Here is a 26516-nt window from a genome sequence, read left to right as displayed (position 1 = left end):
GTCCGGAACGGATGTGCCGCGGCGGGCCTCAGTCGCCGGCCTCCTTGCCCGCGATGACCTCCGCCGCCGCCCGCCCGCACACACGGGCGGCGCCGTGGGTCGCGATGTGCAGCGCGCCGGACGGAGCCGCCTGCGGAACGCCCATCTCCACCACCACCGTGTCCGGACGGGCGGCGAGCAGCGAGCCCAGCGCCTCGGCCATCCAGGGGTGACGGTGCACGTCACGCACCACTGCGACGATCCTACGAGTCCCCGCCGACCGCAGCACTTGTGCGGTCAGAGCGTCACCTTCGCGAAAGCTCCCGGTCACCGTGCCCGGGAAGATCCGGTCGAGCTCGGCGGCGACGCCCCACGGGGTCTCCTCACCGACGGCGATGTTGGCGACCGGGGTGAAGGTGGCGACGTAGGGCGCCTCGGCGATCGGCAGGTACGCGTCGGTGCGGGTGACGCGCAGCGCGCGGCGGGCCGCGACCAGGCCGATCTCCGGGTCCGGTGCCGCCGTCACGGGCGCCGCGGAGCGCTCGGCGGCCCAGGCGGCCAGGCTCCGCACCCGTCCGGCGGCGTCGGCGAGCCGCTGCCTGGGCAGGTCGCCGTCGCGTACGGCGGCGACGATGGCGTCGCGCAGGGCGACCACCGTCTCCTCCTCGGCGAGGCCGCCGCCCACGCAGATGGCGTCGGCACCGGCGGCGAGCGCCAGGACGGTGCCGCGTTCGATGCCGTACACGTCGGCGATGGCGCGCATCTCGATGCCGTCGGTGACGATCAGGCCGTCGTAGCCCAGTTCGTCGCGGAGCAGTCCGGTCAGCGCGGCGGGGCTGAGGGTGGCGGGGCGGTCCGGGTCCAGGGCGGGCACGAGGATGTGCGCGCTCATCACGGCCTTGCTGCCCGCGGCCAGGGCGGCCCGGAACGGGGCGAGTTCGCGGGCGTGCAGGGTGGCCGGGTCGACGTCCACCCGGGGCAGGGCGTGGTGGGAGTCGACGGAGGTGTCGCCGTGGCCGGGGAAGTGCTTGGTGCAGGCGGCGACCCCGGCGGACTGCAGGCCCTCGACGTACGCCGCCGTGTGCCGGGCGACAAGCAGCGGCTCGGAGCCGAAGGAACGCACGCCGATGACCGGGTTGCGGGGGTCGGAGTTGACGTCCGCGGAGGGCGCCCAGTTGAGGTTGACCCCGCACTCGGCCAGCCGGCGGCCGAGTGCGGCGGCGACGTCGCGGGTCAGAGCGGTGTCGTCGACGGCGCCGAGGGCGAGGTTGCCGGGGAAGGAGGAGCCGCCTCGGGCCTCCAGCCGGGTCACGTCACCGCCCTCCTCGTCGGCGGCGATCAGGACGTCGGTCCGTACGGCGCGCAGTTGCGCGGTGAGCGCGGCCAGTTGCCCGGGCGACTCGATGTTGCGGGCGAACAGGGCGACGGAGCCCAGTCCCTCGGCGAGCCTGCGCAGCAGCCACTCGGGGGCGGTGGTGCCGTGGAAGCCCGGCTGGAGGACGGTGAGGGCGTCGCGGACGAGAGCGTCGGTGTCCGCGGTGCCGTCGTGGGTCTGGCTCAAGGTCTTTGTCATCCCTTCACCGCTCCGGCGGTCAGTCCGGCGGCGACCTTGCGCTGCACGATCAGGAAGAAGATCACCACGGGCACGCCCATCATGGTCGAGCCGGCCATCATCGGCGCGTAGTCCGTGCCCCGCGAGGTGACGAAGTTGCCGAGCCACACCGTGGCCGTCTGGTGCTCCTGGCTCATGATGAGCATCGCGTACAGGTACTCGTTCCAGGCCTGGATCAGCGCGTAGATGGAGGTCGCGACGAGGCCCGGGGCGAGCAGCGGCAGGATGATCCGGAAGAACGCGCCCATGCGCGTGCAGCCGTCGACCATCGCCGACTCCTCCAGCTCCTTGGGGATGTTGACGATGAATCCGCGCAGCGTCCACACCGTGAAGGGGAGCACGAAGGTCAGGTAGGTGATGATGAGCCCGGTGAGCCTGTCGATCTGGTCGATCTGGTTGAGCAGCAGGAAGACCGGGATGATCATCGCCACCAGCGGCACCATCTGCACGGCGAGGATCGCGACGATCACGGCCTTGCGGCCGCGGAAGACGAAGCGGGAGATGGCCAGCGCCGCCAGCAGGCCGATCACCAGGCCGAGGCCGACGGTGGAACCGGAGACGATCAGGCTGCGGCCGACCGAGCCCCAGAAGTCGCCGACGTCCAGGGCGTCGGAGAAGTTCTGGAAGGACAGGCTGGTCGGGAAGAACTTGGGGTCGGGGTCGATGGCGTCCTTGGCGGGCTTGAACGCCGTGTTGAGCATCCAGTAGACCGGGAAGCCGGAGACCACCACGACCAGCAGGCCGAGCAGGTTGTAGACGGTCCGCCCCTTGCGGCGGGGCCGCCGGGCGGCGCGCGCGGCCGGAGCGGCGGCCGGCGCCCTCTCGGCGGGAGCCGTGTCGAGCATGGTCGTCACTCCACCTCTCCGATCTTCAGCATCTGCCGCATGTACACGGCCATCACCCCGAGGAGGAGCAGCACGGTGATGACGGCGATGGCCGCGCCCGCGTCGTAGTCGTTGGCGACGAAGGCCTGGTCGTAGGAATAGGTGGTGAGGACCTGGTACGCGGGTTCGGGGTGGCCGTCGCGCATGAGGAAGACCTGCGGGAAGACGCCCATGTCCCAGATGACCGACAGCGTCGTCAGCATGACGATGATCGGCTTGAGCACCGGCAGGGTGACGTGCCGGAAGACCTTGACCGGCCCGGCGCCGTCCATGCGGGCGGCCTCCTCCAGTTCCTTGGGCACCTGGGTGAGGCCGGCGTGCAGGGTGATGGCGACGAACGGGATGGCGCCCCACACCACCATGAGGGTGATGACGAGGAAGCCCTGCTTGGTGTCGGTGAACCAGTTGTGGCCGCTGAAGTCCGCCCCCGGCAGCCGGCTGAGCAGCCAGTTGAGGACTCCGTAGTCGCTGTCGAACATCCACTTGAAGATGGTGATGGCGACGACCACGGGCATCGCCCAGCTCGCCACCAGCACGATGTTGATCAGTGCCTTGACCCAGGGCGAGACCCGCTGCATCAGCAGTGCCACCCCCATGCCGGCGACGAGCGTGAGCAGCACCGCCGCGAGGGTGAAGAGCAGCGTGCGCAGGACGACGCCCCAGAAGACCGAGTCCCCCAGGACGTGGGTGTAGTTGGCGAATCCCTGCCAGTCACCGGGCAGCCCCTGCCAGAGCTCGGCCTGCCCGAACTGCTTGAAGGACAGGGTGATCAGCCGGACCAGCGGATAGCCGAGGACCAGCAGCAGGACGCCGATGGTCGGCGCCAGCAGCGTCCACGGGAGCGCGGCCCCGCCGAAGCGGCGCGGCCTGCGGCCCGGTCCCGCCGGCCGCGAGCGCGGCACCTTGTCGAGAGGTGTGTCAACGGCACTCATCATGTGCTCCTCGGCTACTCCAGTCCCTGGCGTCGCGCCGGGGCCGGCCGCCCTGGGGCGGCCGGCCGGCGCGATCACTGTGTTGCCCGTGTGCCGGTCAGCCGGCGTTGATCACCGCGTTGATCTGCTCGTCCGCGGCCTTCGTCGCGTCCTCGATGGACGCCTTGCCGACGGCGATGTCGTTGAGCATGTTCTGCAGGATCTGCTTCTTCTCGACCTGCAGCCAGCCCGGGGCGGTCGGGACGAACCAGGTGTTCTCGTTGGCACGGGCCGAGGCGGCCGTGGCCGGGTCGTCCTTCAGCGGGGCGAGCAGCGACTTGGCGTTGGGCAGGTTGCCCTTGGAGATCAGGACCTTCTGGGCGGCGCTGTCCGTGAAGCCGTTGATCCAGTCGGCGGCGAGGTCCTGCGCGGCGGACTTGGCCGGGATGACCAGGTCGGAGCCGCCGATGAAGTTCGGCAGCAGTTCGCCGTTGGGGCCGGGCAGTGCGAAGGTCTCCAGGTTGTCCTTCAGTTTGCCGGTCTTGTCGGTCTTCGGGTCGGCGGCCGCGCCGCCCTCCCAGCTGGCGCCGTAGATGAGCGCGGACTTGCCCTGGCCGTAGACGATGTAACGGTCCGACTCGTCCTTGTTCTTGTCGCCGTGGAAGTACGTGTCCAGGACGGACTTCCAGGTCTTCAGGCCCTCGATGGACTTGGGGTCGGAGAGGGTGGCGGTCCACTTGCCGCCGTCCTCCTTGGCGACGTCGCCGCCGGCGTCCTTGACGAAGGCCAGCGCGGTGTACCAGTCGCGGCTGGGCTGGTACCAGGCGGAGAACTTGCCGCCGTTCTTCTTCTGGATCTTGTCGAGCGCGGCGGTCAGCTCGGCCCAGGTGGTGGGGGTCTTGGTGACGCCGGCCGCCTTGGCGACGTCCTTGCGCCAGGTGCCGACGCGGGCACCTGCGTAGTAAGGAACGCCGTAGGTCTTGCCGTTGTACGTCACGGAGCCCTCGAGGGCGTCCAGCCAGTCGCCGGAGTTCTCGAACTTGCTCTTGTCGATGGGGGCGAAGGCGCCCTTGACGAGGTAGCCGAGGGTCTCGGTGTTGCCCATCTCGACGACGTCGGGCACCTTCTTGGTGGCGAGGACGGCGTCGAGCTTCTGGTTCTTGGCGGTCCACTCGTAGTACTCGTGGTGGATCTTGACGCCCTTGTGCTTCGCGGTGAAGGCGTCGTCCGCCTGCTTGACCAGCTCGGGCCAGTTCTTCTGTGCGTCGACCGTCAGCCAGACGGTGATCTCCTTCGGCGCCGAGGCCTTGTCGGAGCCCTTGTCGTCCGAACCGCAGGCCGCAACGCCGGCGACCATGACGGCGACACCGATCGCCGCGATCAGCTTGCGCTTCACAACACCCTCCCCAGGGCAGTGAGTACCAAGTGGTGTAGACCAGTGCCCGAAGCTTGGCCTAGACCTTTAGGGGTGTCAAGGGTGTATAAGAGCACCGGTCGCGTCCGTTACCGGACCGACATCTGGGCTCGTCACGCGATATGAGCCCTGGCCGTGCCACGATGTGAGCCGCGAATGACGGAGGAGCCGGTGACGGCAGCACGACAGCACTCGGGAGCAGAGGCGATGGACACCGACGGCGAGGCCGGCACAGCGGTGACGCAGACCGCGGAGGCGGCCGGGGCCGCGGCCGGACGGACCGCACGGGTGCCCAAGTACTACGGCCTCAAGCGCCATCTGCTCGAACTGACGCAGACGATGCCCCCCGGCTCCCCGGTGCCTCCCGAGCGCACCCTGGCCGCCGAGTTCGACACCTCGCGCACCACCGTGCGGCAGGCGCTGCAGGAGCTGGTGGTCGAGGGGCGGCTGGAGCGCATCCAGGGCAAGGGCACCTTCGTCGCCAAGCCCAAGGTCTCCCAGGCGCTCCAACTGACCTCGTACACCGAGGACATGCGCGCCCAGGGCCTGGAGCCGACCTCCCAGCTGCTCGACATCGGCTACATCACCGCCGACGACCGGCTGGCCGAACTGCTGGACATGAAGGCCGGCGGCCGGGTGCTGCGCATCGAGCGCCTGCGCCTGGCGAACGGCGAGCCGATGGCCATCGAGACCACCCATCTGTCGGCCAAGCGCTTCCCCGCGCTACGCCGCAGCCTGGCGAAGTACACCTCGCTCTACACGGCGCTCGCCGAGGTCTACGACGTCCGGCTGGCCGAGGCGGAGGAGACCATCGAGACCTCGCTGGCCACCCCGCGCGAGGCGGGCCTGCTGGGCACCGACGTCGGGCTGCCGATGTTGCTGCTGTCCCGGCACTCGATCGACACCGGGGGCGAGCCGGTGGAATGGGTGCGCTCGGTCTACCGCGGCGACCGCTACAAGTTCGTCGCCCGCCTGCGACGACCGTAACACCCATGCGGTTCCCGGACCTTGTAGATCGTTTCCATACCGCAATGTGGGCAGTAGTGACGCGCCTGCCGTCCTGACCTAGATTTCCTGCGCATTACACAGGAGCAAGAGATCAGGACGGAGCCGTAGCAATGTCCGAACCATCCGGAATTTCCGGTCGGCCGCCGGTGGTCACCCCCACCCGGGTGATCGCCGGTGTCTGCCTCGTCATCCCCTTCGTCGCCATGCTCTGGGTCGGCTCGTACGCCAAGCTGACCCCGGAGTTCATCGGCATCCCGTTCTTCTACTGGTACCAGATGCTGTGGGTGTTCCTGTCCTCCGGACTGACGTACGCCGCGTACGTCCTGGTCCGCCGTGAGGAGCGGGCACGGAAGGAGGCTGCGAAGTGAAGGACGGGGTCAACGGCGTCGCACTCGCCGTCTTCATCTTCTTCTTCCTGGTCGTCACGGTCCTGGGCTTCCTGGCCGCGCGCTGGCGCAGAGCCGAGAACGCCCTGCACCTCGACGAGTGGGGCCTGGGCGGCCGCAGCTTCGGCAGCTGGATCACCTGGTTCCTGCTGGGCGGCGACCTGTACACGGCCTACACCTTCGTGGCGGTGCCGGCGGCGATCTACGCGGCGGGCGCGGCCGGCTTCTTCGCCGTACCGTACACGATCATCGTCTATCCGCTGATCTTCATGTTCCTGCCGCGGCTCTGGTCGGTCTCGCACAAGCACGGCTACGTCACCACCTCGGACTTCGTCCGCGGGCGTTTCGGCTCCAAGGGCCTGTCGCTGGCCGTCGCGGTCACCGGCATCCTCGCCACGATGCCGTACATCGCCCTGCAGCTGGTCGGCATCCAGGCCGTGCTGGACGTGATGGGCGTGGGCGGAGGCGACTCCTCCAACTGGTTCGTCAAGGACCTGCCGCTCCTGATCGCCTTCGGCGTGCTGGCCGCCTACACCTACTCCTCCGGCCTGCGCGCGCCCGCGCTGATCGCCTTTGTCAAGGACACCCTTATCTACATCGTCATCGCGGTGGCGATCATCTACATCCCGATCAAGCTGGGCGGCTTCGACGACATCTTCGCCAAGGCGGGCGACGCCTATGCCCAGGTCAACCCGGCCACCGGCAAGCCGCGCGGCGCCCTGGCCCCGGGTGAGACGGCGCAATGGGCGTACGCGACCCTGGCACTCGGCTCGGCACTGGCGCTCTTCATGTACCCGCACTCGGTCACGGCCGTACTCTCCAGCCGCAGCCGCAACGTCATCCGCCGCAACACCACCGTCCTGCCGCTGTACTCGCTGATGCTGGGCCTGCTGGCGATGCTCGGCTTCATGGCGCTGGCCGCGGGTGTCGGCGCGGGGGTCAAGGGCTACAACGCGCAGCTGGCCATTCCGCAGCTGTTCGAGAACATGTTCCCGTCCTGGTTCGCGGGCGTGGCCTTCGCCGCGATCGGCATCGGCGCCCTGGTGCCGGCCGCGATCATGTCGATCGCCGCGGCCAACCTCTTCACCCGCAACGTCTACAAGGACTTCATCAAGCCGGACGCGACCCCGGCACAGGAGACCCAGGTCTCCAAGATCGTCTCGCTGCTGGTCAAGGTCGGTGCCCTGATCTTCGTCCTCACCATGGACAAGACGGTGGCCATCAACTTCCAGCTCCTGGGCGGCATCTGGATCCTGCAGACCTTCCCGTCACTGGTGGGCGGCCTGTTCACCCGCTGGTTCCACCGCTGGGCGCTGCTGGCCGGCTGGGCGGTCGGCATGATCTACGGCACCTGGGTGGCCTACGGCGTCGCGAGCCCGGCCCAGAAGCACTTCGGTGGCTCCTCCGACACCATCCCGGTCATCGGGCAGATCGGCTACATCGGCCTGACCGCCTTCGTGCTCAACGTGCTGGTCACCGTCGTCCTCACCTTCGTCCTCAAGGCCCTCAAGGCTCCCGAGGGCGTGGACGAGACCGCCGAGGGCGACTTCACCGCGGACGCCGGCGACCCGGGCGTCCAGAAGGACCTGCCGGTGGGCGCCGGTCACTGACCGCCGCACCGGCCACGGGTCACGGGCCGCCGCCCTGGGACGGGGCGGCGGCCCGTCGTCATGCGGTGCGGGCCGGCTCCGGGCAGCGGTAGGTGCGGCGGCACGCCTGCGGGGTGGCGCCCACCCAGCGGGCGAAGTGGCGGCGCGGGATCGCCGGGTTCTGCCCGGCTTTGGCGCTCGCCGCCCTGACCGGCCGTGTCCGCGACTTTCCCGACGGCCACGGCGGCGCGTCCGAGCCCGCCGCGCGTCACCGCATCGCCACAACATCTGGTGGCGTCACGGGCGGGCGCCACTAGATGTATGCTCAACTCCGCTGTCGCCGCAGGGGAAGCCGGTGGGAATCCGGGACTGCCCCGCAACGGTGTGCGGGCGCCTGGAGTCATGCCCGCGAGTCCGAGGACCTGCCGACGGCACCGTCCGGCACGCCGTCCGGGCGGTGAAGTGTCCGGGCCTCGCGGGTTGGGCCGGCGGACGCGCCGCGGCATGCCCTGTCCTGCCCTGCGTGCGCCCCGTCGCTCCTCCGCGTCGCCGCCGTACGAGGGAGAGAGCACACGTGACCATCGCGCCCGCCGCACCCGCCACCGCATCGGACCCTGCCTCAACCGGGGCCGAACTGCTGCGCACCCTGACGGAACTGACCGCAGACCTCCCCGACACCGACCCCGGCCGGGTCGCCGCCGCCGCCCTGCGGGGCCGCAGCGCGGCCGCGGACGAGGCGGAACTGCGGGCGCTGGCCACCGAGGCCGCCGCCGGGCTGATCGCGGAGGACCCGCAGTACTCGCGGCTCGCCGCCCGTCTGCTCACCCTCGCCATCGCCGACGAGGCGGCGGGCGAAGGCGCGGTCTCGTTCTCCGCGTCCATCGCGGTGGGCCACCGCGAGGGCCTGATCGCCGACGGCACCGCCGCCTTCGTGGCCGAGCACGCCGGTCGGCTGGACGCGCTCGTCGACGGCGCGCTCGCCGACGGCGCCGACGACCGCTTCGGCTACTTCGGCCTGCGCACCCTGCACAGCCGCTACCTGCTGCGCCACCCGACCACCCGCCAGGTCATCGAGACCCCGCAGCACTTCATGCTCCGCGTCGCCTGCGGCCTGGCCGAGGACCGCACCAGCCGCTCGGTGGACGAGGTCGCGGCGCTCTACGGCCTGATGAGCCGGCTGGACTACCTGCCCAGCTCCCCCACGCTCTTCAACTCCGGCACCCGGCACCCGCAGATGTCCTCCTGCTACCTGCTGGACTCCCCGCTGGACGAACTGGACTCCCTCTACGACCGCTACCACCAGGTGGCCCGGCTGTCGAAGCACGCCGGCGGCATCGGCCTGTCCTACTCCCGCATCCGCTCCCGCGGTTCGCTGATCCGCGGCACCAACGGGCACTCCAACGGCATCGTCCCGTTCCTGCGCACCCTCGACGCCTCCGTCGCCGCCGTGAACCAGGGCGGTCGCCGCAAGGGCGCGGCGTGCGTCTACCTGGAGACCTGGCACGCGGACATCGAGGAGTTCCTGGAGCTGCGCGACAACACCGGTGAGGAGGCGCGCCGCACCCACAACCTCAACCTGGCCCACTGGATCCCGGACGAGTTCATGCGCCGCGTCGACACCGACGGCACCTGGTCGCTGTTCTCCCCCGCCGACGTGCCCGAGCTGGTCGACCTGTGGGGCGAGGAGTTCGACGCCGCCTACCGCGAGGCCGAGGCGGCGGGCCTGGCCCGCAAAACCCTCCCGGCGCGCGAGCTGTACGGCCGGATGATGCGCACCCTGGCGCAGACCGGCAACGGCTGGATGACCTTCAAGGACGCGTCCAACCGCACCGCCAACCAGACGGCCGAGCCCGGCCGCGTCATCCACTCCTCCAACCTCTGCACGGAGATCCTGGAGGTCACGAACGACGGCGAGACGGCGGTCTGCAACCTCGGTTCGGTCAACCTCGGCGCCTTCGTGGCCGAGGACGGCGGCGCCGGGGAGGAAGTCATCGACTGGGAGCGGCTGGACACCACCGTCCGCACCGCCGTCACCTTCCTCGACCGCGTCGTGGACATCAACTTCTACCCGACCCGCGAGGCCGCAGCCTCCAACGAGCGCTGGCGCCCGGTGGGTCTGGGCGCGATGGGCCTGCAGGACGTGTTCTTCAAGCTGCGGCTGCCCTTCGACTCCGCCGAGGCCAAGGCGCTCTCCACGAAGATCGCCGAGCGCATCATGCTCGCCGCGTACGAGGCCTCCTGCGACCTGGCCGAGCGCCACGGCGCGCACCCGGCCTGGTCGCAGACCCGTGCCGCCCGCGGCGTGCTGCACCCGGACCACTACGACACCGAGGAGAACTGGCCCGAGCGCTGGGAGGCGCTGCGCGCCCGCGTCGCCGCCACCGGCATGCGCAACTCGCTGCTGCTGGCCATCGCCCCGACCGCCACGATCGCCTCGATCGCGGGCGTGTACGAGTGCATCGAGCCGCAGGTCTCCAACCTCTTCAAGCGCGAGACGCTCAGCGGCGAGTTCCTGCAGGTCAACTCCTACCTGGTGGCCGACCTGAAGAAGCTCGGCGTCTGGGACGCGCAGACCCGCGACGCGCTGCGCGAGTCCAACGGCTCCGTCGAGGGCTTCAGCTGGATCCCCGCGGACGTCCGCGAGCTGTACCGCACGGCCTGGGAGATCCCGCAGCGCGCCCTGATCGACATGGCGGCGGCCCGCACCCCGTACCTCGACCAGAGCCAGTCGCTGAACCTCTTCATGGCCTCTCCCACCATCGGCAAGCTCAGCTCGATGTACGCGTACGCCTGGAAGCAGGGCCTGAAGACGACCTACTACCTGCGCTCCCGCCCGGCCACCCGCATCGCGCAGTCCGCCCGCGCGACCGCCCCGATCCCGCTCCAGCAGACGACGCCCGACGCCGAGGCGATCGCCTGCTCCCTTGAGAACCCCGAGTCCTGCGAGGCCTGCCAGTGATGAGCTCCACCAAGAACCTGCTCGACCCGGGATTCGAGCTGACCCTGCGTCCGATGCGCTACCCGGACTTCTACGAGCGCTACCGCGACGCCATCAAGAACACCTGGACCGTGGAGGAGGTCGACCTCCACTCCGACGTCACCGACCTCGCCAAGCTCTCCCCCGGCGAGCAGCACATGATCGGCCGGCTGGTGGCCTTCTTCGCCACCGGCGACTCGATCGTGGCCAACAACCTCGTGCTGACCCTGTACAAGCACATCAACTCCCCGGAGGCGCGGCTGTACCTGTCGCGGCAGCTCTTCGAGGAGGCCGTGCACGTCCAGTTCTATCTGACACTGCTCGACACCTACCTGCCCGATCCCGAGGAGCGCGCGGCCGCGTTCGCGGCCGTGGAGAACATCCCCTCGATCCGCGAGAAGGCGCAGTTCTGTTTCCGCTGGATGGACTCGGTGGAGTCCATCGACCGCCTGGAGACCAGGGAGGACCGTCGCCGCTTCCTCCTCAACCTGATCTGCTTCGCGGCCTGCATCGAGGGCCTGTTCTTCTACGGCGCCTTCGCGTACGTCTACTGGTTCCGCTCGCGCGGCCTGCTGCACGGGCTCGCCACCGGCACCAACTGGGTGTTCCGCGACGAGTCGATGCACATGGACTTCGCGTTCCACGTCGTCGACACCGTCCGCGAGGAGGAGCCCGGCCTCTTCGACGAGGAGATGGGCAAGCAGGTCACCGCGATGCTGGAGGAGGCCGTCGAGGCCGAGCTCCAGTTCGCCCGCGATCTGTGCGGCGACGGCCTGCCCGGCATGAACACCGACTCCATGCGCGAGTACCTGCAGTGCGTCGCCGACCAGCGCCTGGTCCGCCTCGGTCTGCCGGCCCGCTACGGCTCGGAGAACCCGTTCTCCTTCATGGAGCTGCAGAACGTCCAGGAGCTGACCAACTTCTTCGAGCGCCGCGCCTCCGCGTACCAGGTGGCGGTCGAGGGCACGGTCTCCTTCGACGACGACTTCTGATCCGCGCCGCGGGACGGGGTCGCGGGCGGTCGCCGCCGCCCGCGACCCCGCCCGCCGGCCGGGCGATCGGAACGCGGTGACCTGGAGGACGTAGACCCGTTCGTGCCGAGGGACGACGAGGTAGAGGAAGAGGCCGTCCGGCACGGCTGCCGTCCTCGTTCCCTCCCCGACGCCTTGGAAAGCGGGCCCGTCCAGGCGTGCGGTCCCCCGGCCACCGCGGCGCCGATCACGCCGGTCCGCGGTATCCGGGCGGTGGATCACTCGTTCGGGACGGTCTCGTACTTCGGCGTGGACTCCGCCATCTGCTTCAGCGCGTCCTTGCGGTCCCGCTTGGAGAGCCGGTCGATGTAGAGGTAGCCGCCCAGGTGGTCGGTCTCGTGCTGCAGGCAGCGCGCGAAGAAGCCCCTGCCCTCCACGACGATGTCGTTGCCGTGCAGGTCCTGCCCGCGGCAGACCGCGTAGTCGGGACGCGGCAGCTCCGCGTAGGCGCCCGGCACGGACAGGCAGCCCTCGTTGCCGTCGTCGAGGACGCGGCGCTCGGCGGGGAGGTCGTCGATCACGGGGTTGACCACGTGGCCGACGTGGCGGACCCCGTCGTCGTCCGGGCAGTCGTAGACGAAGACCCGCAGGTCCACGCCGATCTGGTTGGCGGCGAGGCCGACGCCCTCGGCGGCGCGCTGGCTGGCGAACATGTCGTCGATGAGCGCGGCCAGCTCGTCGTCGAAGGACGTGACCGTCTTGCACGGGTGGTGCAGCACCGGGTTGCCGACGACCGTGATGGGGCGGGCGGTGCCGCGCTCGCGGTGGGCGGCCTCACGCTCCTCCGCGTCCGTCACGTCGTCGGTGAATGCGGTCTGCTCGGTCTCCTGCTGCGACATGGTCCGTCGTACGCCTTCCTGGGGCCTTCTGAGAAGCTCAATAGCCCATCAAGGGTACGTGCCCGCGGAGGCGTCAGCAGACCTCTTCGAGATCGCGCCAGTCCCGGGTGTCGGGGCTGTCGGCGACCCAGCTGTCCAGCAGGCCGCGCACCAGTCCGGCCGGGGCGGCGATGCCGCACTCGCGCTCGGGGGCCCACAGGGCGCCGGGGGTGCGGTGGCTGAGGTGACCCGGATGGCCGGGCTCGCCTTGGTCGTGCGGGTCGCGGGAGGCGTCGGAGCCGTCGTCGGTCGGCATGCGGCTCTCAGAGCAGGTGCGGCAGAGCAGCCGGACCGAGGACGACCAGTCCTCGGCGGCGTAGCCGGCGTCGGCAGCGAGCTGCTCCAGGGCGTCGCGGTCGGACTCGGTGGCCGCCTCCAGCAGGACGAGCCAGGTCGGCACCGGCGAGGGCGCCCACAGCTCGATCTCGTCGAAGACCGGGTAGGTGGCACCCTCGGCGGTGCGCCGCTCGCCGTGCGGGACGCCGTCGTGGAGCACGACCTCGCCCCAGCGGCGGCCGGAGGACGGCAGCGGGATGCTCAGCACCTCGATCCGGGCCGGGTCGATCCGGCGGCCCCAGACCACCTCGGCCTCACCCTCCGGGGAGAGCCGTACCGCCGAGCTGCCCAGCTGCATCTCGACCGGGCCGGCCCCGGCGGGGTCGGGCCGCAGTCCGTACGCCTGCCAGGCGCGGCGGGCCAGCGGCCAGTCCTGCAGGGCGGTGGCGGCGATGCCGACGTTCCACCAGTCGGGGGCGCCGGGCGCGCGGTCCAGCAGGGCGACGGCCCGCAGGCCGGTGGTGCGGGCCTGCTCCCAGTCGTGCCGGAACTTGTGCAGCAGCGCGAGGTTGTACCAGGACTCCGAACGCCAGGGCTCCAGGTCCGCGGCACGGGTCAGCAGCGCGCCGGCGTCCTCGTACCGCCCGTCGCTGATCAGCGTGAACGCCCGGTCGGTCGCCTGCCGCCAGGTGGCGGACGGCCGATGCCGTGCCCTGCCGAAGATCCTCAAGGTGTCCCGCCTGCCGTTCGCGTTCGCTGGTGCCCCACGGTGCCCCGTCCGTTCCCCCACGTCCCGTGCTCAGCGGTGCTCATCAGTCCTCCTTGCCATCGGCAGGGCCTGTCACACACGGCCGGGCTTGTCGGTTTGGCAGCATCGGCGCCATGGTGCGCCTCTTGAGCGCTCTGCGCCCCTGCGGGCATCCAACCATGCCCCTTGGCGCGCCCGCTCATTACCGGTGGGTTCACTGTCCGGCCCGGGCAACGACCCTGGTCAGGGCCTCGACCACGCGAGGGTCGTATTCGTGCGCGGTATCGAGGCGTAACCGCTCCAGTGCCTGCAGCCCGCGGCCTACGGCTGTACCGCCCCCGGCCAGGTCCTCGTAGGCGTTGGCCGTACGCACGATGCGTCCCGCGAGCGGCTGTTCCCGGTACGGATCGGCCTGGCCCTCCACGATCCGCGCGACTTCCTCCGGGGCACCCGTCCGGCGTACGACCTCCGCGCCGAGCAGGGCGATGCGCCGGCGTTCCACCTGATCGAGGGACGAGGTGGCACCGCCGGGCACCGGGTCGACGAGGGAGAGCTGGCCGATGTCGTGCATCAGCGCGGCATGCTCCAGGGCCGCCAGCGCCCTTCCGCCCAGGCCGAGTTCGCGGCCCATGGCGTGGCTGAGCGCGCTGACCCGGCGGGCGTGCCCCACCGGGGTGTAGCCGGCGACCTCGGTGGCCCGGGCCAGCGAGGCGATGGTCTCCCGGTGGGTGGACCGGATCGCGGCGTGCCGCCGGAAGGCCGTCTGGGTCAGTAGCAGCGGCACCCCGCACACGGGCAGCGCCCACAGTCCGGCCGCCTGCTCGGCCTGCGCCAGCACGACCCCGCCGGCGCACACGGCCGAGCCGACGCCCGGCAGGACGGCCAGTTCGTCGCGGACGACGGAGGCGAAGGGATGCCCGGTGCGAGCGGTGCCCAGCACGGCGGCCAGCACGGCGTCGCACAGGATCGTGCTGGCCAGCAGCAGGACGGCGTAGCCCGGATGGCCGCCGCTGCCGCCGTACAGCGGCGGCGCGGTCGCCGCGGCGAACGCCACCGTCAGCACGCGCCGCGCCGCCGCGTCCCGTGATGCGCCTCTCAGCTGCCCGGCGCCCACCGCGGCGGCGGCAACCGCCACCACGACCGCCACCGCCTCGGCCGCGAGCAGCGCGTACGCCAGGGCCCCGGCGAAGGCGACGGGGGCGGCCTCCCTGCCCTCGGGCTCCGGGATCCGGAAGACCTCGCCGACGACGACCAGCGCCCCGAACGCGGCGGCCGGCGCGGGATCCGCCACTCCGTGCGCCGCCGTCCAGACCAGGGCGGCGCCACCCACGGCGAGCGCGACCCCGTGGACGGCGAGCACGACGGAGGGCGTGCGTCTGCGGTGGCGCCGGTGGTCGCCGCCGCGGCGTCCGGAGGCGCTCACGGGCGCGGCTCGGGGGTACGGCGGGGCGGGGCCTCGCGGCGCGCGTGACGCCGGGTCTGCGCGGGGGCGAAGGGTTCCGGCTCGTCGGCGGTGACCGCCGGGTTCCAGCCCTCCCGGCGGACGGCCCGGATCAGGGCCTGCACCATGAGCGGGTCGAAGTGGGTGCCGGCGCAGCGGCGCAGCTCCCCCAGCGCGTCGTCGACACCGCGGGTGGCCTGGTAGGCGCGGGTGGAGGTCATCGCGTCGAAGGCGTCGGCCACGGCAACCAGCCGCGCGGAGGACGGGATGGCCTCGCCCGCCAGGCCGTACGGGTAGCCCGATCCGTCCAGGCGTTCGTGGTGGTGGAGGATCGCGGTGCGGGCGTCGTCGAGGAAGGCGATGCCGCGCACCATCTCGTGGCCGTAGCCGGGGTGCAGCTCGATGATCCGCCGCTCCTCGGGGGTGAGCGGGCTGTCCTTGCGCAGCACCCGCGTGGGCACGCCGAGCTTGCCGATGTCGTGCAGGATGCCGGCCAGCCGCAGGGCCTCCACCCGCTCGGGCGGCAACCCGATCTCGCGGGCGATCAGCGCCGACGCCCGGCCGACGCGCTCGCTGTGGCCCCGGGTGTAGCGGTCCTTGATCTCCACGGCCTGCACCAGCGCCCGCACCGTCGCCTGGTGCGCGGCCCGCTCGCGACGCGCCTGGCCCACGACCCAGCGCGCGATGTGCGTCGGCAGCAGGGCGAGGACCGCGGCCACCGCCCCGTACGGTCCCTGCCAGAGCACCGCGGCCATGAGACCCACCAGGCCGTAGGTGAGGTGCGGGGCGAGCGGCTCGAGCAGGGCCTCCCGCCAGGCCGCGGACGGGGCGGTGCGCTCGGCGGTGATCAGCACGCCGGCGGTGAGGGCGGCCGAGAACAGGCAGAAGGCCAGAACGGCCGCGAGCGCGGGCAGCAGCAGTCCCGGCAGCCGCGCGAAGGGCCCCTCCCCGAAGGCGGCCCGGACCTGGGCCGCCGCGGCGGTCGCCAGCGCGAGCTGCGCGGCGTGCCATACACGGCGCACCATGCGCGGCTCGCCCCGGACCGGCGCGAGCAGGCCACCGGGCACGGCGACGAGTGCGGCCGCGCCCGGGGGAAGCAGGAGCGCGGCCGCGAAGAGCACCGGGGGCAGCGACGCCCCCGTCCGCTCCCCGGCCGCGTAGAGCGCCGCCAGCACGGCGGCGGTCGCCCAGGGAGCACCCTCACGGGGACTGGTGACCAGGGCACCGCACGCCGAGACGACGACCACCGGGACGTACACCCGGGCCGCCGCGGGGAGCATCCGGACCGCCCGCTTCGCACGCACCTCACCGAGGCTAGGGGCGCGGCCGTCGCGCGGTGCGCGAGCGGCCGCGATTCCCGCCTTCGGGTGATCCCGGGTGACCTGGCGGCGCCGCGTGCGTCAGCCGGTCGGCGAACCGGTCGGCGCGCTGCCTCCGTCGGCCGGCTCCGGTACCGGCGCCACCTCGCCCGCGCGGATCAGCTCGATCCGCGTGAGCACCTTGGAGCGCAGGTCCGTGGGCACGTCGTCGTGTCCGCAGCAGCGCTTGACCAGCTTCTTGACGGCCTGCTCGAGGCCGTACTTCTCCAAGCAAGGGTGGCACTCGTCGAAGTGCTGCTTGAACTTGGCGCAGGCGTCGTCGGACATCTCGTTGTCCAGGTACTCGTAAAGGTGTTCGAGTACCTCGGAGCAGTCCGTCTCATGCGGGTTGCCGCAGCTCATGTGCCCGAGCCCTTCTCGTCTCCCGCGCCCGCCGGGACGAGCCCGCGCTCCCGCGCGTAGTCCTCCAGCAGCGAACGCAGCTGCCGCCGCCCCCGGTGCAGACGGGACATCACCGTACCGATGGGGGTTCCCATGATGTCGGCGATCTCCTTGTAGGCAAAGCCCTCGACGTCCGCAAGATAGACCGCGATCCGGAATTCCTCCGGGATCGCCTGCAGCGCCTGCTTCACGTCCGAGTCGGGAAGGTGGTCCAGCGCCTGGGACTCCGCGGAGCGCAGACCCGTGGACATGTGCGACTCGGCGCGTGCCAGCTGCCAGTCCTCGATCTCCTCCGTACCGCTGCGCTGGGGCTCGCGCTGCTTCTTGCGGTAGGAGTTGATGAAGCTGTTGGTGAGGATGCGGTACAGCCACGCCTTCAGATTGGTTCCCTCACGGAACTGGTGGAAGGACGCGTACGCCTTGGCGTACGTCTCCTGCACCAGGTCCTCGGCATCGGCCGGGTTGCGGGTCATGCGCAGCGCCGCCGAGTACATCTGGTCCAGGTACTCCAGGGCGTCCCGTTCGAAGCGCGCGCTGCGCTCGACGTCGGACTCCGGAGTCCCCTGCACCTCAGGCACCTCGGACGGGCTGTCGTCGTTGCCGCTGACCGGACCCACCTCCTCCACGACGGTCACGGGGCCATAAGCGGACCCCACGCCATCGGAGGATATCCCGGGCGCGATCGGCGCGCTGTTCCTGTTCGCCCCGCCCATCGCCGGCCACTCCGGCCACGACAGGTAAGGCGCCTCGGCTCGCGCGCGGCACTCGGCTCTCACCATCCGGCTGCCTTCCTCACTGTGCGTACGTTTTTTCGTGCGGACGCCTGCGACAACACGGGCCACGCACCGCTCATTCCCGAAGCGGGGGCAGTTCCTCCAGCCAGCCCAGCACGGCGTCCGTGATGACGCTCAGTGCTTCCTCCTGGGTGAGGTCCGCGGACTTCGGCACGGCGAATCCGTGGTCCGCGTACGGCACCTCGCGCGGCTCGCAGCCCTCGGGAAACTCCTCGGGGCGGCCGAAGGGATCGCGCCCGCCCTGCACGGCCAGGACCGGCACCCCGGCACCGGTCAGCTCGCCGGCCCGGGACTTCTCCGGCTTGCCCGGCGGATGCAGCGGGAAGGACAGCGCCAGTACCGCGACCGCGTCCAGCTGCTTCGCGGTACGGCAGGCCACCCGGGCTCCCGCGCTGCGTCCGCCCGCGACGAGCGGCAGACCGGGCCGGGCCAGCGCGGGCCACAGCGCCGTCCACGCGGCGTCCAGGGTCTTCGGCGCCGGCGCCAGCTTCTTGCCGGCCACCCGCCAGGGCTGCTCCACCAGCGCGACCGTCCAGCCGCGCGGCGGCAGGGCCGCGGCCAGGGCCCGCAGGTCACGTGCCTCGACGCCGCCTCCCGCACCGTGGCCCAGCGCCACGACGGCGCGCGGGCGGCCGGCCCGGTGCCAGGTGACGCGGGCGTCCCCCACGGGCGTCGGCACGGTCTCCATGATCTCGCTCACAGCGGCCAGTCTGGCACCGCGGGCGGTCAGAACAAGGTCGCCTCCTCGGGCGCCTCGATCGGCTCGACCAGCTCCGGCCCGTTGTTGCGGACGTTGCTCACCTCGGTGCGCACGGGATACGCGCGCAGCAGGCCGGGCCGCGGCGGCACGAGCAGCCCGCGCAGGTCCTCGACGTCGGTGCGCGCGGGGTCGAGCCAGTCGTCCCAGTGCTCCGGGGTGATCCACAGTGGCATGCGCGGGTGGATCCCGGCCAGGGAGTGCGGGCCGTCAGGACGCTCTCCGGCGTCGGCGAAGGGCTCGGTCTCGGCCTCGGTGGTGATGACGGTGCACGTGACCCACCAGGCGCGCGGGTGCTCGTCGGGCAGGGTGCGGTCGCGCCAGAACTCGTAGAGCCCGGCCATCGCGAAGACCGAGCCGTCGACGGGGGTGACGAAGTACGGCTGCTTGCGGGGCCGCTTCCTCTTCCCCTGCTCCTCCAGCTGCCGCTCGTCCTTGCCGGTGACCCACTCGAAGTAGCCGTCGGCCGGCAGCAGGCAGCGGCGCGAGGCGAAGGGGCGGCGGTAGGAGGACTTCTCGTGCACGGTCTCGGCCCGCGCGTTGATCATCTTGACGCCGGCCTCGGGTGACTTGGCCCAGCTCGGCACCAGCCCCCAGCGCAGGGTGCGCAGCTGCCGGACGATCTCGCCCGTCTCCTTGTCGGGCCGCTCCAGCACCGCGTAGGTGCTGTCGGTGGGCGCGACGTTCCAGTTGGGGTCCAGCGCCTCGGTGGGATCCCATTTCCGCACGTCGAACAGCCCGACGAGATCCTCGGGGCTCCGGCTCGCTGCATATCGACCGCACATGAGTGCCAGATTGCCACGGCGCGGACACAGCCGGCCGTCGTATGGTGCGGGATCGTGCAGCTCATCGACTCCATCTTCGGCACCCAGCCCGCGCCCTCCCCCTGGCTGGTCGGCGCGACGGCGGCCGTCGCGGTGGCCGCGGTGCTGCCGCACGCCATATGGCGGCTGTCCCGCAACGCGATCACGATCGCCCACGAAGGGGGCCACGGCCTGGTCGCCCTGCTGTCCGGACGCCGGCTGCAGGGCATCCGGCTGCACTCGGACACCTCGGGCCTGACCGTCTCCCGGGGCAAACCGTACGGCCTCGGCATGATCCTCACCGCGGCGGCCGGCTACACCGCGCCGTCCCTGCTGGGCCTGGCCGGGGCCCTGCTGCTGGCGGCCGGGCACATCACGGCGCTGCTGTGGGGGGCGACGGCCCTGCTGCTGGTGATGCTGGTGATGATCAGGAACGCGTACGGGGTGCTGACGGTGTTCCTGACCGGCGGCCTGTTCCTGCTGGTGTCCTGGCTGACCGGGCCCGGGGTCCAGGCGGCCTTCGCTTACCTGGTGGTGTGGTTCCTGCTGTTCGGGGGCGTGCGGCCGGTCCTGGAGCTCCAGCGCAAGCGGCACGGCGGTGCGGCGCCCGGCTCGGACGCGGACCAGCTGGCCCGGCTGACGCACACCCCGGCGGCCCTGTGGATGCTGTTGTTCTACGCGGTGGCGCTGCTGTCGCTGTTCGGCGGCGGCCGCTGGCTGGTAGGTCTGTAGACCTTGCGAGCGGGTATCTGTTTCCTTCAGGTTTCGTCCGCTTTGTGAGCGATTCGCCTTCTGCGTGAGCCACTACGCTTGGGGCCATGACCGGTAACCCCGAGCACACCGCCCTGTGGCCCGCGCCGCTCGCGTCCGCCCCCGTCCACGCGACGGTCACCGTGCCCGGATCCAAGTCGGTCACCAACCGTGCCCTGGTGCTCGCGGCCCTCGCCTCCGAGCCGGGCTGGCTGCGCCGCCCGCTGCGCAGCCGCGACACCGTGCTGATGGCCGACGCGCTGCGCGCCATGGGCGTCCAGATCGACGAGGTGGTCAATCCCTACGGCGGCGAGGCCTGGCGGGTCATCCCGGCCGGGCTGCACGGTCCCGCCTCCGTCGACGTCGGCAACGCCGGCACGGTGATGCGCTTCCTGCCGCCGGTCGCCGCGCTCGCCGACGGCCCCGTGCACTTCGACGGTGACCCGCGCAGCCACGAGCGCCCGCTGAACGGGGTCATCGACGCGCTGCGCACGCTGGGCGCCCGCATCGACGACGAGGGCCGCGGCGCGCTGCCGCTGACCGTGCACGGCGGCGGGGCGCTGGACGGGGGCCCGGTGTCGGTCGACGCGTCCTCGTCCTCCCAGTTCGTCAGCGCCCTGCTGCTGTCCGGCCCCCGCTTCAACCAGGGCGTCGAGGTGCGGCACACCGGCCCGGCGCTGCCGTCGCTGCCGCACATCAAGATGACGGTGGAGATGCTGCGGCACGCCGGCGCCAAGGTCGACACCCCGGAGAACGGCGGCGAGCCGAACGTGTGGCGGGTCGACGCCGGCGCGCTGCTCGGCGTGGACCTCACCGTCGAGCCGGACCTCTCCAACGCCCAGCCGTTCCTCGCCGCCGCGCTCGTGACCGGCGGCCGTGTGGTCATCCCCGACTGGCCGCGGCGCACCACCCAGCCCGGTGACGCACTGCGTGAGCTGTTCACCCGGATGGGCGGTTCATGTGAGCTGACGGACGCGGGCCTGGTCTTCACCGGTTCCGGCCGGATCCACGGCATCGACGCCGACCTGTCGGAGGTGGGCGAGCTCACCCCCGGCATCGCGGCGGTCGCCGCGCTCGCCGACTCCGAGTCCGTGTTGCGCGGCGTGGGCCACCTGCGGCTGCACGAGACCGACCGGCTGGCCGCGCTGAGCAAGGAGATCAACGAGCTCGGCGGCGACGTCACCGAGACCGAGGACGGGCTGCGCATCCGGCCGCGGCCGCTGCGCGGCGGCGTCTTCCACACCTACGAGGACCACCGGCTGGCCACCGCGGGCGCCGTCCTGGGCCTGGCCGTCGACGGCGTCCGGGTCGAGAACGTCGCGACCACCGGCAAGACCCTCCCCGACTTCCCCGAGATGTGGACGGCCATGCTGGGCACGGCACCGGCGGCCCCGGTGCGGGCCTGAACCATGCGGCGCTACGGCAAGCACACCGACGAGGACGACGTCCGGGTCCGCCCGAACCGCAAGGGGAACCGTCCCCGCACCAGCATCCGTCCCAAGCACGAGGACGCCGAGGAGGGCTTCGTCCTCACCGTCGACCGGGGCCGTGTCACCTGCCTCGTCGAGGACCGCACGATCACCGCGATGAAGGCCCGTGAGCTGGGCCGCAAGGGCATCGTGGTCGGCGACCGGGTGGGCATCGTCGGCGACCTGTCAGGGGAGAAGGACACCCTGGCGCGGATCGTGCGGGTCGAGGAGCGCAGCTCGGTGCTGCGCCGCACCGCGGACGACACCGATCCGTACGAGCGCGTGGTCGTCGCCAACGCGGACCGGCTCGCCATCGTGACCGCCCTCGCCGACCCCGAGCCGCGGCCGCGGCTCATCGACCGCTGCCTGGTGGCCGCCTACGACGCCGGCCTCGAACCGCTGCTGGTGCTCACCAAGTCCGACCTCGCGCCCGCCGGGCCGCTGCTGGAGACGTACGCGCCGCTGGGCGTCCCCTATGTGGTGACCAGCCACGAGAACTTCGACGCCGCGGCGACGGAGGCCGTGCGCGAGCAGCTCGAGGGCCGGATCACCGCCTTCGTCGGCCACAGCGGCGTCGGGAAGACCACCCTGGTCAACGCGCTGGTGGAGCGTCAGCGCGCGACCGGCCACGTCAACGCGGTCACCGGCCGCGGGCGGCACACCACGACCTCCGCGCTCGCGCTGCCGCTGCGCTCCGAGCAGGGCTGGGTCATCGACACCCCGGGCGTGCGCTCCTTCGGCCTGGCCCACATCGACCCGTCGCGCGTCATCCACGCCTTCCCCGACCTGGAGCCGGGCACGGCGGACTGCCCGCGCGCCTGCAGCCACGACGAACCCGACTGCGCGCTGGACGCCTGGGTCGCCGACGGGCACGCGGAACCCGCCCGGTTGTTCTCGCTGCGACGGTTGCTCGCGACGCGTGAGCGCAAGGAAGGGGACTGAGGCGCCATTTCCGGGCATGCTGTGTGATGATCGCTCATCGACGGACGGAAACGGGAGGGCGCTCGATGGCCTGGCTCCTCGTGGTGGTCGCTGGACTCCTCGAAACCGGCTTCGCGGTCTGCCTCAAGCTCTCCCACGGGTTCACCCGCCTGTGGCCGACCATCGCGTTCTGCTCCTTCGCCCTCGGCAGCTTCGGCCTGCTCACGCTGGCACTGAAGAAGCTGGACGTCGGGGCCGCGTACGCGGTGTGGACGGGCATCGGGGCCTCCGGGACGGCGATCTACGGCATGGCCTTCCTCGGCGACGTCGTCTCGACCCTCAAGCTGATCTCCATCAGCCTGGTCGTCCTGGGCGTCATCGGGCTCCAGCTCTCCGGCTCCGCCCACTGACCCCCCGGACACGGCCGCACCGGGGACGGGGCCGATCCCGTCACCAGCCGCGCTGGAGCAGCCCCCGGACCAGCCGGGCGACCCGCCGGCACGCTTCCTCGTCGGAGACCGCGGGCGCGACGACGTAGGAGACGGTGACGCGCACCGCGGTCTCGCAGGCCCAGTCGGCCTCGGCCCGGTCGAGCGTGGGGAAGCGCCGCCCCAGCACGGTCACGGCGCGTGCCCGGAAGTCGTCGAGGAGTTCGGCCGGGGCCAGCGGGGCGTCGTCCTTGCGCAGCCGCCGGCCCGGCAGCCGGGGCAGCGGCACCGGCACGACGGCTGCCGCGGGGACCCGGTCCCCGCGGCAGCCGGTGAGCACCGCGCGCACCAGCCGGCTGCGGCGGGCGCTGTGCAGGGTCCAGGCGGTCGCGGCGGCGAAGCAGTCGCCGACGTCGGCGCCCTGCCGTCCGGCGGTGTCCAGGGCGCGCTCCACACCCGCCAGGAAGCCCTCCGTCTCCCGCCGCGCCAGGGCCCGCGCGAGCCCCTCCTTGGTGCCGAACTCGTTGTAGAGGGTCTGCCGCGACACCCCGGCGGTGGCCGCGACGTCGACCATCCTGATCGTCGCCCAGGAACGGTCGCCCAGTGCGGACAACGCCGCGTCCAGGAGTGATTCACGCGCTGTCGGCACGATCGCCTCCAAGCGGTCTCAAGCGGCCTCGACCCTAACGAGCGGTCTCAGAGGGCTGTGGGGCCAGAATTGACGCGCCGTCGGTCCGTGTCAACCCTCCCCGCGCACCCTGCGTGACCTCGACCTCCCACGATCGATACTGTTCGCCTCATGCCGGACTTCAACGATGATCTGCGCCTCGCGCACATCCTTGCCGACGCCGCCGACGCCGCCACCATGGAGCGCTTCAAGTCCCTGGACCTCAAGGTCGAGACCAAGCCCGACATGACGCCGGTCAGCGAGGCCGACAAGCGCGCCGAGGAGCTGATCCGCAGTCAGCTGGGCCGGGCCAGACCGCGCGACGCCGTGCTCGGCGAGGAGTACGGCACGGAGGGCAGCGGCCCACGGCGCTGGATCATCGACCCGATCGACGGCACCAAGAACTACGTCCGCGGGGTTCCCGTGTGGGCCACCCTGATCGCGCTGATGGTGCGCGGGGAGCGGGGCGACCAGGGCGTGGTAGGCGTGGTGTCCGCGCCCGCCCTGGGGCGCCGCTGGTGGGCGGTGAAGGACGGCGGGGCGTACACCGGTCGCAGCCTGGCCTCGGCCACGCGGCTGCGGGTGTCCCAGGTGAGCCGGCTGGAGGACGCCTCCTTCGCCTACTCCTCGCTGAGCGGCTGGGAGGAGCAGGGCCGGCTGGACGGCTTCCTCGACCTGACCCGCTCCTGCTGGCGGACGCGCGCGTACGGCGACTTCTGGCCGTACATGATGGTCGCCGAGGGCGCGGTGGACATCTGCGCCGAGCCCGAACTGAGCCTGTGGGACATGGCGGCGAACGAGGTGATCGTGCGCGAGGCCGGTGGGCGCTTCACCAGCCTGGACGGGACCGAGGGACCGTACGGCGGGAACGCGGCGGCCTCCAACGGGCTGCTGCACGAGGACATGCTCGCCTTCCTGAACCGCCCGTAACCGACCGACCCCTCACACTACCGATCACCCTCCGCACGCCCCTTGCTGCGGACCGCAGCGCATGTGAACATGAGAATGCGTGAGCTTGTGCATTTGTGAAACGGTTCTCAAGACGGCCACGACGCAGCCCGAGGGGTATCCCATGCTCGTACGCGACGCCATGAGCACGGTCGTTCTCACGGTCGGTCCCGCTCACACCCTCCGCCAGGCCGCCCGGCTGATGTCCGCCCGACGGGTGGGCGCGGCGGTGGTACTCGATCCCGACACCTGCGGTCTCGGCATCCTGACCGAGCGCGACATCCTCAACGCCATCGGTGCGGGGCTCGACCCGGACCACGAACTCGCCGCCGCCCACACCACCACGGACGTGGTCTTCGCCGCGCCCCAGTGGACCCTCGAAGAGGCGGCCGCCGCGATGGTGCGCGGCGGCTTCCGGCACCTGGTGGTGCTGGACGACCGCAACCCGGTCGGCATGGTCTCCGTACGCGACATCGTGCGCTGCTGGCAGCCGGCGCACGCCCTGGCCGGCTGACGGCCTGCACATGGATCGGAGGGGGCCGGGTGCCTGGACGCACCCGGCCCCCTCCGGGACTGCGGGAGGGACGGACGCCGGTCAGCCGCGCAGGGCCTGGACGGCGGCCTCCAGCCGCTTGCCGAAGTCCTCGTCGGCACGGCGGAAGTTGCCGATCGCACGCTCGGCGATGTCGTCGCGCGACACCTTGGCGATGGCACCGGAGAGGTTGGCGACCAGGCGCTCCCTCTCCTCCTGCGACATCAGCCGGTAGAGGTTGCCCGCCTGCACGAAGTCGTCGTCCTCGGCGTGCGAGGGCGCCTCGTGGTTGCCGGTGTACCCGGCGACGGCGGTGGCCGACCAGAGCGGGCGGTCGGTCTGGGCCGGGCCGCCGAAGCTGTTCGGCTCGTAGTTCCTGGCCCCGCCGTGTCGGCCGTCGTACAGGGCGCCGTCGCGACCGTGGGTGCGCGCCTCGGTCGCGTGCGGGCGGTTCACCGGCAGATGGTCGGCGTTGATGCCGACGCGGTAGCGGTGGGCGTCGCCGTAGGCGAAGAGCCGGCCCTGCAGCATCTTGTCCGGGGACGGGCCGATGCCGGGCACGAAGTGCGCCGGGGAGAAGATCGACTGCTCGACCTCGGCGAAGATGTTCTGCGGGTTGCGGTTGAGCTCCAGCCTGCCGATCTCGATCGGCGGGTAGTCCTCGTGCGGCCACACCTTGGTGAGGTCGAACGGGTTGAAGCGGTAGGTCGCCGCCTCGGCCGCGGGCATGATCTGCACCTGCACGGTCCAGCTGGGGAACTCGCCGCGCTCGATGGCCTCGCGCAGGTCACGCTGGTGGGAGTCGGGGTCCTCACCGGCGAGGCGGCCGGCCTCCTCCTGGGTGAGGTTCCTGATCCCCTGGTCGGTCTTGAAGTGGTACTTGACCCAGAAGACCTCGCCGGCCTCGTTGGTCCACTGGTAGGTGTGCGAGCCGTAGCCGTTCATGTGGCGGTAGCCGGCGGGGATTCCGCGGTCGCCGAACAGCCACGTCACCTGGTGCGTCGACTCCGGGGACAGGCTCCAGAAGTCCCAGACGTTGTCCGCCTCCTGGGAGCCGGTGTACGGGTCGCGCTTCTGGGTGTGGATGAAGTCGGGGAACTTGATGGCGTCCCTGATGAAGAACACCGGGGTGTTGTTGCCGACGAGGTCGTAGTTGCCCTCCTCGGTGTAGAACTTCAGCGCGAAGCCCCTGGGGTCACGCACCGCGTCCGCCGCGCCGAGGCTGCCGGCCACGGTGGAGAACCGCAGGAAGGTCTCCGTCCGCTTGCCGACCTCGGAGAGGAACTTCGCCCGCGTGTACCGCGTCACGTCCGCGGTCACGGTGAAGGTGCCGTAGGCGCCGGCGCCGCGGGCGTGCACCACGCGCTCCGGTATGCGCTCGCGGTTGAAGCGGGCGAGTTTCTCCAGCAGTTGCTGGTCCTGGATCAGGACCGGTCCTCCGAGGCCCGCGGTCTCGCTGTTCTGGTTGTCCGCGACCGGGGCGCCCGCCTCCGTCGTCAGCGGGCCGGTCTCCTGAACCGTCACGTGCCTCTCCCTGGGGTTGGTGCTGTGCC

25 protein-coding genes and 1 riboswitch are annotated in these 26516 nt (G+C 71.5%); of the genes, 11 read left to right on the top strand and 14 right to left on the bottom strand.

The genetic code is table 11. From position 1 onward, the window contains the following. Nucleotides 1–28: 28 nt before the first annotated feature. The 4 genes from AC3EUJ_RS08620 to AC3EUJ_RS08605 form a co-directional block, all read right to left on the bottom strand. The gene (locus AC3EUJ_RS08620) at nucleotides 29–1552 is read right to left on the bottom strand and encodes a glycoside hydrolase family 3 protein (RefSeq protein WP_431960422.1); all 1524 of its coding nucleotides are present in this window, start codon (nucleotides 1550–1552) and stop codon (nucleotides 29–31) included. Continuing rightward, entirely contained in the window at nucleotides 1549–2436 is an 888-nt protein-coding gene (locus AC3EUJ_RS08615; protein ID WP_431960421.1) for a carbohydrate ABC transporter permease, read from the bottom strand. Before AC3EUJ_RS08615 ends, AC3EUJ_RS08620 begins: the two co-directional genes overlap by 4 nt. 5 nt (nucleotides 2437–2441) lie before the next feature. Then, nucleotides 2442–3407 (bottom strand): carbohydrate ABC transporter permease, encoded by a 966-nt coding sequence (locus AC3EUJ_RS08610; RefSeq protein WP_431960420.1) that lies wholly within the window; start codon nucleotides 3405–3407, stop codon nucleotides 2442–2444. A gap of 97 nt (nucleotides 3408–3504) precedes the next feature. Then, on the bottom strand, nucleotides 3505–4782 hold the full coding sequence (locus tag AC3EUJ_RS08605; protein WP_431960419.1) for an extracellular solute-binding protein: 1278 nt from the start codon (nucleotides 4780–4782) through the stop codon (nucleotides 3505–3507). Nucleotides 4783–5007: 225 nt separating this feature from the next. Between AC3EUJ_RS08605 and AC3EUJ_RS08600 the strand changes: the two genes are divergently transcribed. From AC3EUJ_RS08600 to AC3EUJ_RS08580, 5 genes are all read left to right on the top strand, one after another. Further along, nucleotides 5008–5787, top strand: a complete 780-nt coding sequence (locus AC3EUJ_RS08600; RefSeq protein WP_431960451.1) for a GntR family transcriptional regulator — start codon at nucleotides 5008–5010, stop codon at nucleotides 5785–5787. Nucleotides 5788–5918: 131 nt separating this feature from the next. Continuing rightward, nucleotides 5919–6176 (top strand): DUF3311 domain-containing protein, encoded by a 258-nt coding sequence (locus AC3EUJ_RS08595; RefSeq protein ID WP_431960418.1) that lies wholly within the window; start codon nucleotides 5919–5921, stop codon nucleotides 6174–6176. After that, nucleotides 6173–7804 carry a monocarboxylate uptake permease MctP gene (gene mctP, locus AC3EUJ_RS08590; protein ID WP_431960417.1) on the top strand — a complete coding sequence of 544 codons (1632 nt, stop codon included), beginning with the start codon at nucleotides 6173–6175 and terminating at the stop codon, nucleotides 7802–7804. The genes AC3EUJ_RS08595 and mctP overlap by 4 nt, the downstream gene beginning before the upstream one ends. A 300-nt stretch (nucleotides 7805–8104) precedes the next feature. Beyond that, nucleotides 8105–8227: riboswitch (cobalamin riboswitch) on the top strand. Between the two features lie 130 nt (nucleotides 8228–8357). After that, entirely contained in the window at nucleotides 8358–10742 is a 2385-nt protein-coding gene (locus AC3EUJ_RS08585) for a ribonucleoside-diphosphate reductase subunit alpha (protein WP_431960416.1), read from the top strand. Further along, the gene (locus tag AC3EUJ_RS08580; protein WP_431960415.1) at nucleotides 10742–11752 is read left to right on the top strand and encodes a ribonucleotide-diphosphate reductase subunit beta; all 1011 of its coding nucleotides are present in this window, start codon (nucleotides 10742–10744) and stop codon (nucleotides 11750–11752) included. Before AC3EUJ_RS08585 ends, AC3EUJ_RS08580 begins: the two co-directional genes overlap by 1 nt. Before the next feature lie 257 nt (nucleotides 11753–12009). Here AC3EUJ_RS08580 and def read toward each other — a convergent pair whose 3' ends face one another. The 8 genes from def to AC3EUJ_RS08540 form a co-directional block, all read right to left on the bottom strand. After that, nucleotides 12010–12630, bottom strand: coding sequence for a peptide deformylase (gene def / locus AC3EUJ_RS08575; protein ID WP_431960414.1), 621 nt, complete (start codon nucleotides 12628–12630; stop codon nucleotides 12010–12012). A gap of 73 nt (nucleotides 12631–12703) precedes the next feature. Further along, nucleotides 12704–13675, bottom strand: coding sequence for a tetratricopeptide repeat protein (locus tag AC3EUJ_RS08570; RefSeq protein WP_431960413.1), 972 nt, complete (start codon nucleotides 13673–13675; stop codon nucleotides 12704–12706). A gap of 232 nt (nucleotides 13676–13907) precedes the next feature. After that, a complete protein-coding gene (locus AC3EUJ_RS08565; RefSeq protein ID WP_431960412.1) occupies nucleotides 13908–15116 on the bottom strand; it encodes an HD-GYP domain-containing protein in 1209 nt (402 codons plus the stop codon). Next, complete coding sequence (locus AC3EUJ_RS08560; RefSeq protein ID WP_431960449.1) at nucleotides 15113–16414, bottom strand: HD-GYP domain-containing protein; 1302 nt, start codon at nucleotides 16412–16414, stop codon at nucleotides 15113–15115. The genes AC3EUJ_RS08565 and AC3EUJ_RS08560 overlap by 4 nt, the downstream gene beginning before the upstream one ends. A 120-nt stretch (nucleotides 16415–16534) precedes the next feature. Beyond that, nucleotides 16535–16855 carry a mycothiol system anti-sigma-R factor gene (rsrA, locus tag AC3EUJ_RS08555; protein ID WP_431960411.1) on the bottom strand — a complete coding sequence of 107 codons (321 nt, stop codon included), beginning with the start codon at nucleotides 16853–16855 and terminating at the stop codon, nucleotides 16535–16537. Then, entirely contained in the window at nucleotides 16852–17511 is a 660-nt protein-coding gene (locus tag AC3EUJ_RS08550) for a sigma-70 family RNA polymerase sigma factor (RefSeq protein WP_431960448.1), read from the bottom strand. Before AC3EUJ_RS08550 ends, rsrA begins: the two co-directional genes overlap by 4 nt. 232 nt (nucleotides 17512–17743) lie before the next feature. Beyond that, the gene (locus AC3EUJ_RS08545) at nucleotides 17744–18376 is read right to left on the bottom strand and encodes an alpha/beta hydrolase family protein (RefSeq protein WP_431960447.1); all 633 of its coding nucleotides are present in this window, start codon (nucleotides 18374–18376) and stop codon (nucleotides 17744–17746) included. Nucleotides 18377–18414: 38 nt separating this feature from the next. Beyond that, a complete protein-coding gene (locus AC3EUJ_RS08540; protein ID WP_431960410.1) occupies nucleotides 18415–19230 on the bottom strand; it encodes an SOS response-associated peptidase in 816 nt (271 codons plus the stop codon). Nucleotides 19231–19284: 54 nt separating this feature from the next. Here AC3EUJ_RS08540 and AC3EUJ_RS08535 point away from each other — a divergent pair, with 54 nt between their 5' ends. From AC3EUJ_RS08535 to AC3EUJ_RS08520, 4 genes are all read left to right on the top strand, one after another. Continuing rightward, a complete protein-coding gene (locus AC3EUJ_RS08535; protein ID WP_431960409.1) occupies nucleotides 19285–19980 on the top strand; it encodes a M50 family metallopeptidase in 696 nt (231 codons plus the stop codon). 86 nt (nucleotides 19981–20066) lie between these two features. Further along, nucleotides 20067–21404, top strand: coding sequence for a 3-phosphoshikimate 1-carboxyvinyltransferase (gene aroA, locus AC3EUJ_RS08530; RefSeq protein ID WP_431960408.1), 1338 nt, complete (start codon nucleotides 20067–20069; stop codon nucleotides 21402–21404). A gap of 3 nt (nucleotides 21405–21407) precedes the next feature. Beyond that, complete coding sequence (gene rsgA / locus AC3EUJ_RS08525) at nucleotides 21408–22409, top strand: ribosome small subunit-dependent GTPase A (protein ID WP_431960406.1); 1002 nt, start codon at nucleotides 21408–21410, stop codon at nucleotides 22407–22409. Nucleotides 22410–22474: 65 nt separating this feature from the next. Then, nucleotides 22475–22798: a DMT family transporter gene (locus AC3EUJ_RS08520; RefSeq protein ID WP_431960405.1), complete on the top strand. Its 324-nt coding sequence runs from the start codon at nucleotides 22475–22477 to the stop codon at nucleotides 22796–22798. A gap of 40 nt (nucleotides 22799–22838) precedes the next feature. Here the strand turns inward: AC3EUJ_RS08520 and AC3EUJ_RS08515 are convergent, their stop codons facing one another. Beyond that, nucleotides 22839–23465, bottom strand: a complete 627-nt coding sequence (locus AC3EUJ_RS08515) for a TetR/AcrR family transcriptional regulator (RefSeq protein ID WP_431960404.1) — start codon at nucleotides 23463–23465, stop codon at nucleotides 22839–22841. A gap of 150 nt (nucleotides 23466–23615) precedes the next feature. On the opposite strand from AC3EUJ_RS08515, the gene hisN reads away from it, so the two are divergent. After that, nucleotides 23616–24413, top strand: a complete 798-nt coding sequence (gene hisN, locus AC3EUJ_RS08510) for a histidinol-phosphatase (protein ID WP_431960402.1) — start codon at nucleotides 23616–23618, stop codon at nucleotides 24411–24413. A gap of 142 nt (nucleotides 24414–24555) precedes the next feature. Continuing rightward, complete coding sequence (locus tag AC3EUJ_RS08505) at nucleotides 24556–24945, top strand: CBS domain-containing protein (RefSeq protein ID WP_431960401.1); 390 nt, start codon at nucleotides 24556–24558, stop codon at nucleotides 24943–24945. Nucleotides 24946–25026: 81 nt separating this feature from the next. Here AC3EUJ_RS08505 and AC3EUJ_RS08500 read toward each other — a convergent pair whose 3' ends face one another. Further along, entirely contained in the window at nucleotides 25027–26487 is a 1461-nt protein-coding gene (locus tag AC3EUJ_RS08500) for a catalase (protein ID WP_431960400.1), read from the bottom strand. Between the last annotated feature and the right edge of the window lie 29 nt (nucleotides 26488–26516).

It is taken from the genome of Actinacidiphila sp. bgisy160 (assembly GCF_057707815.1).
This window is presented reverse-complemented; position numbering and strand designations above follow the sequence as displayed.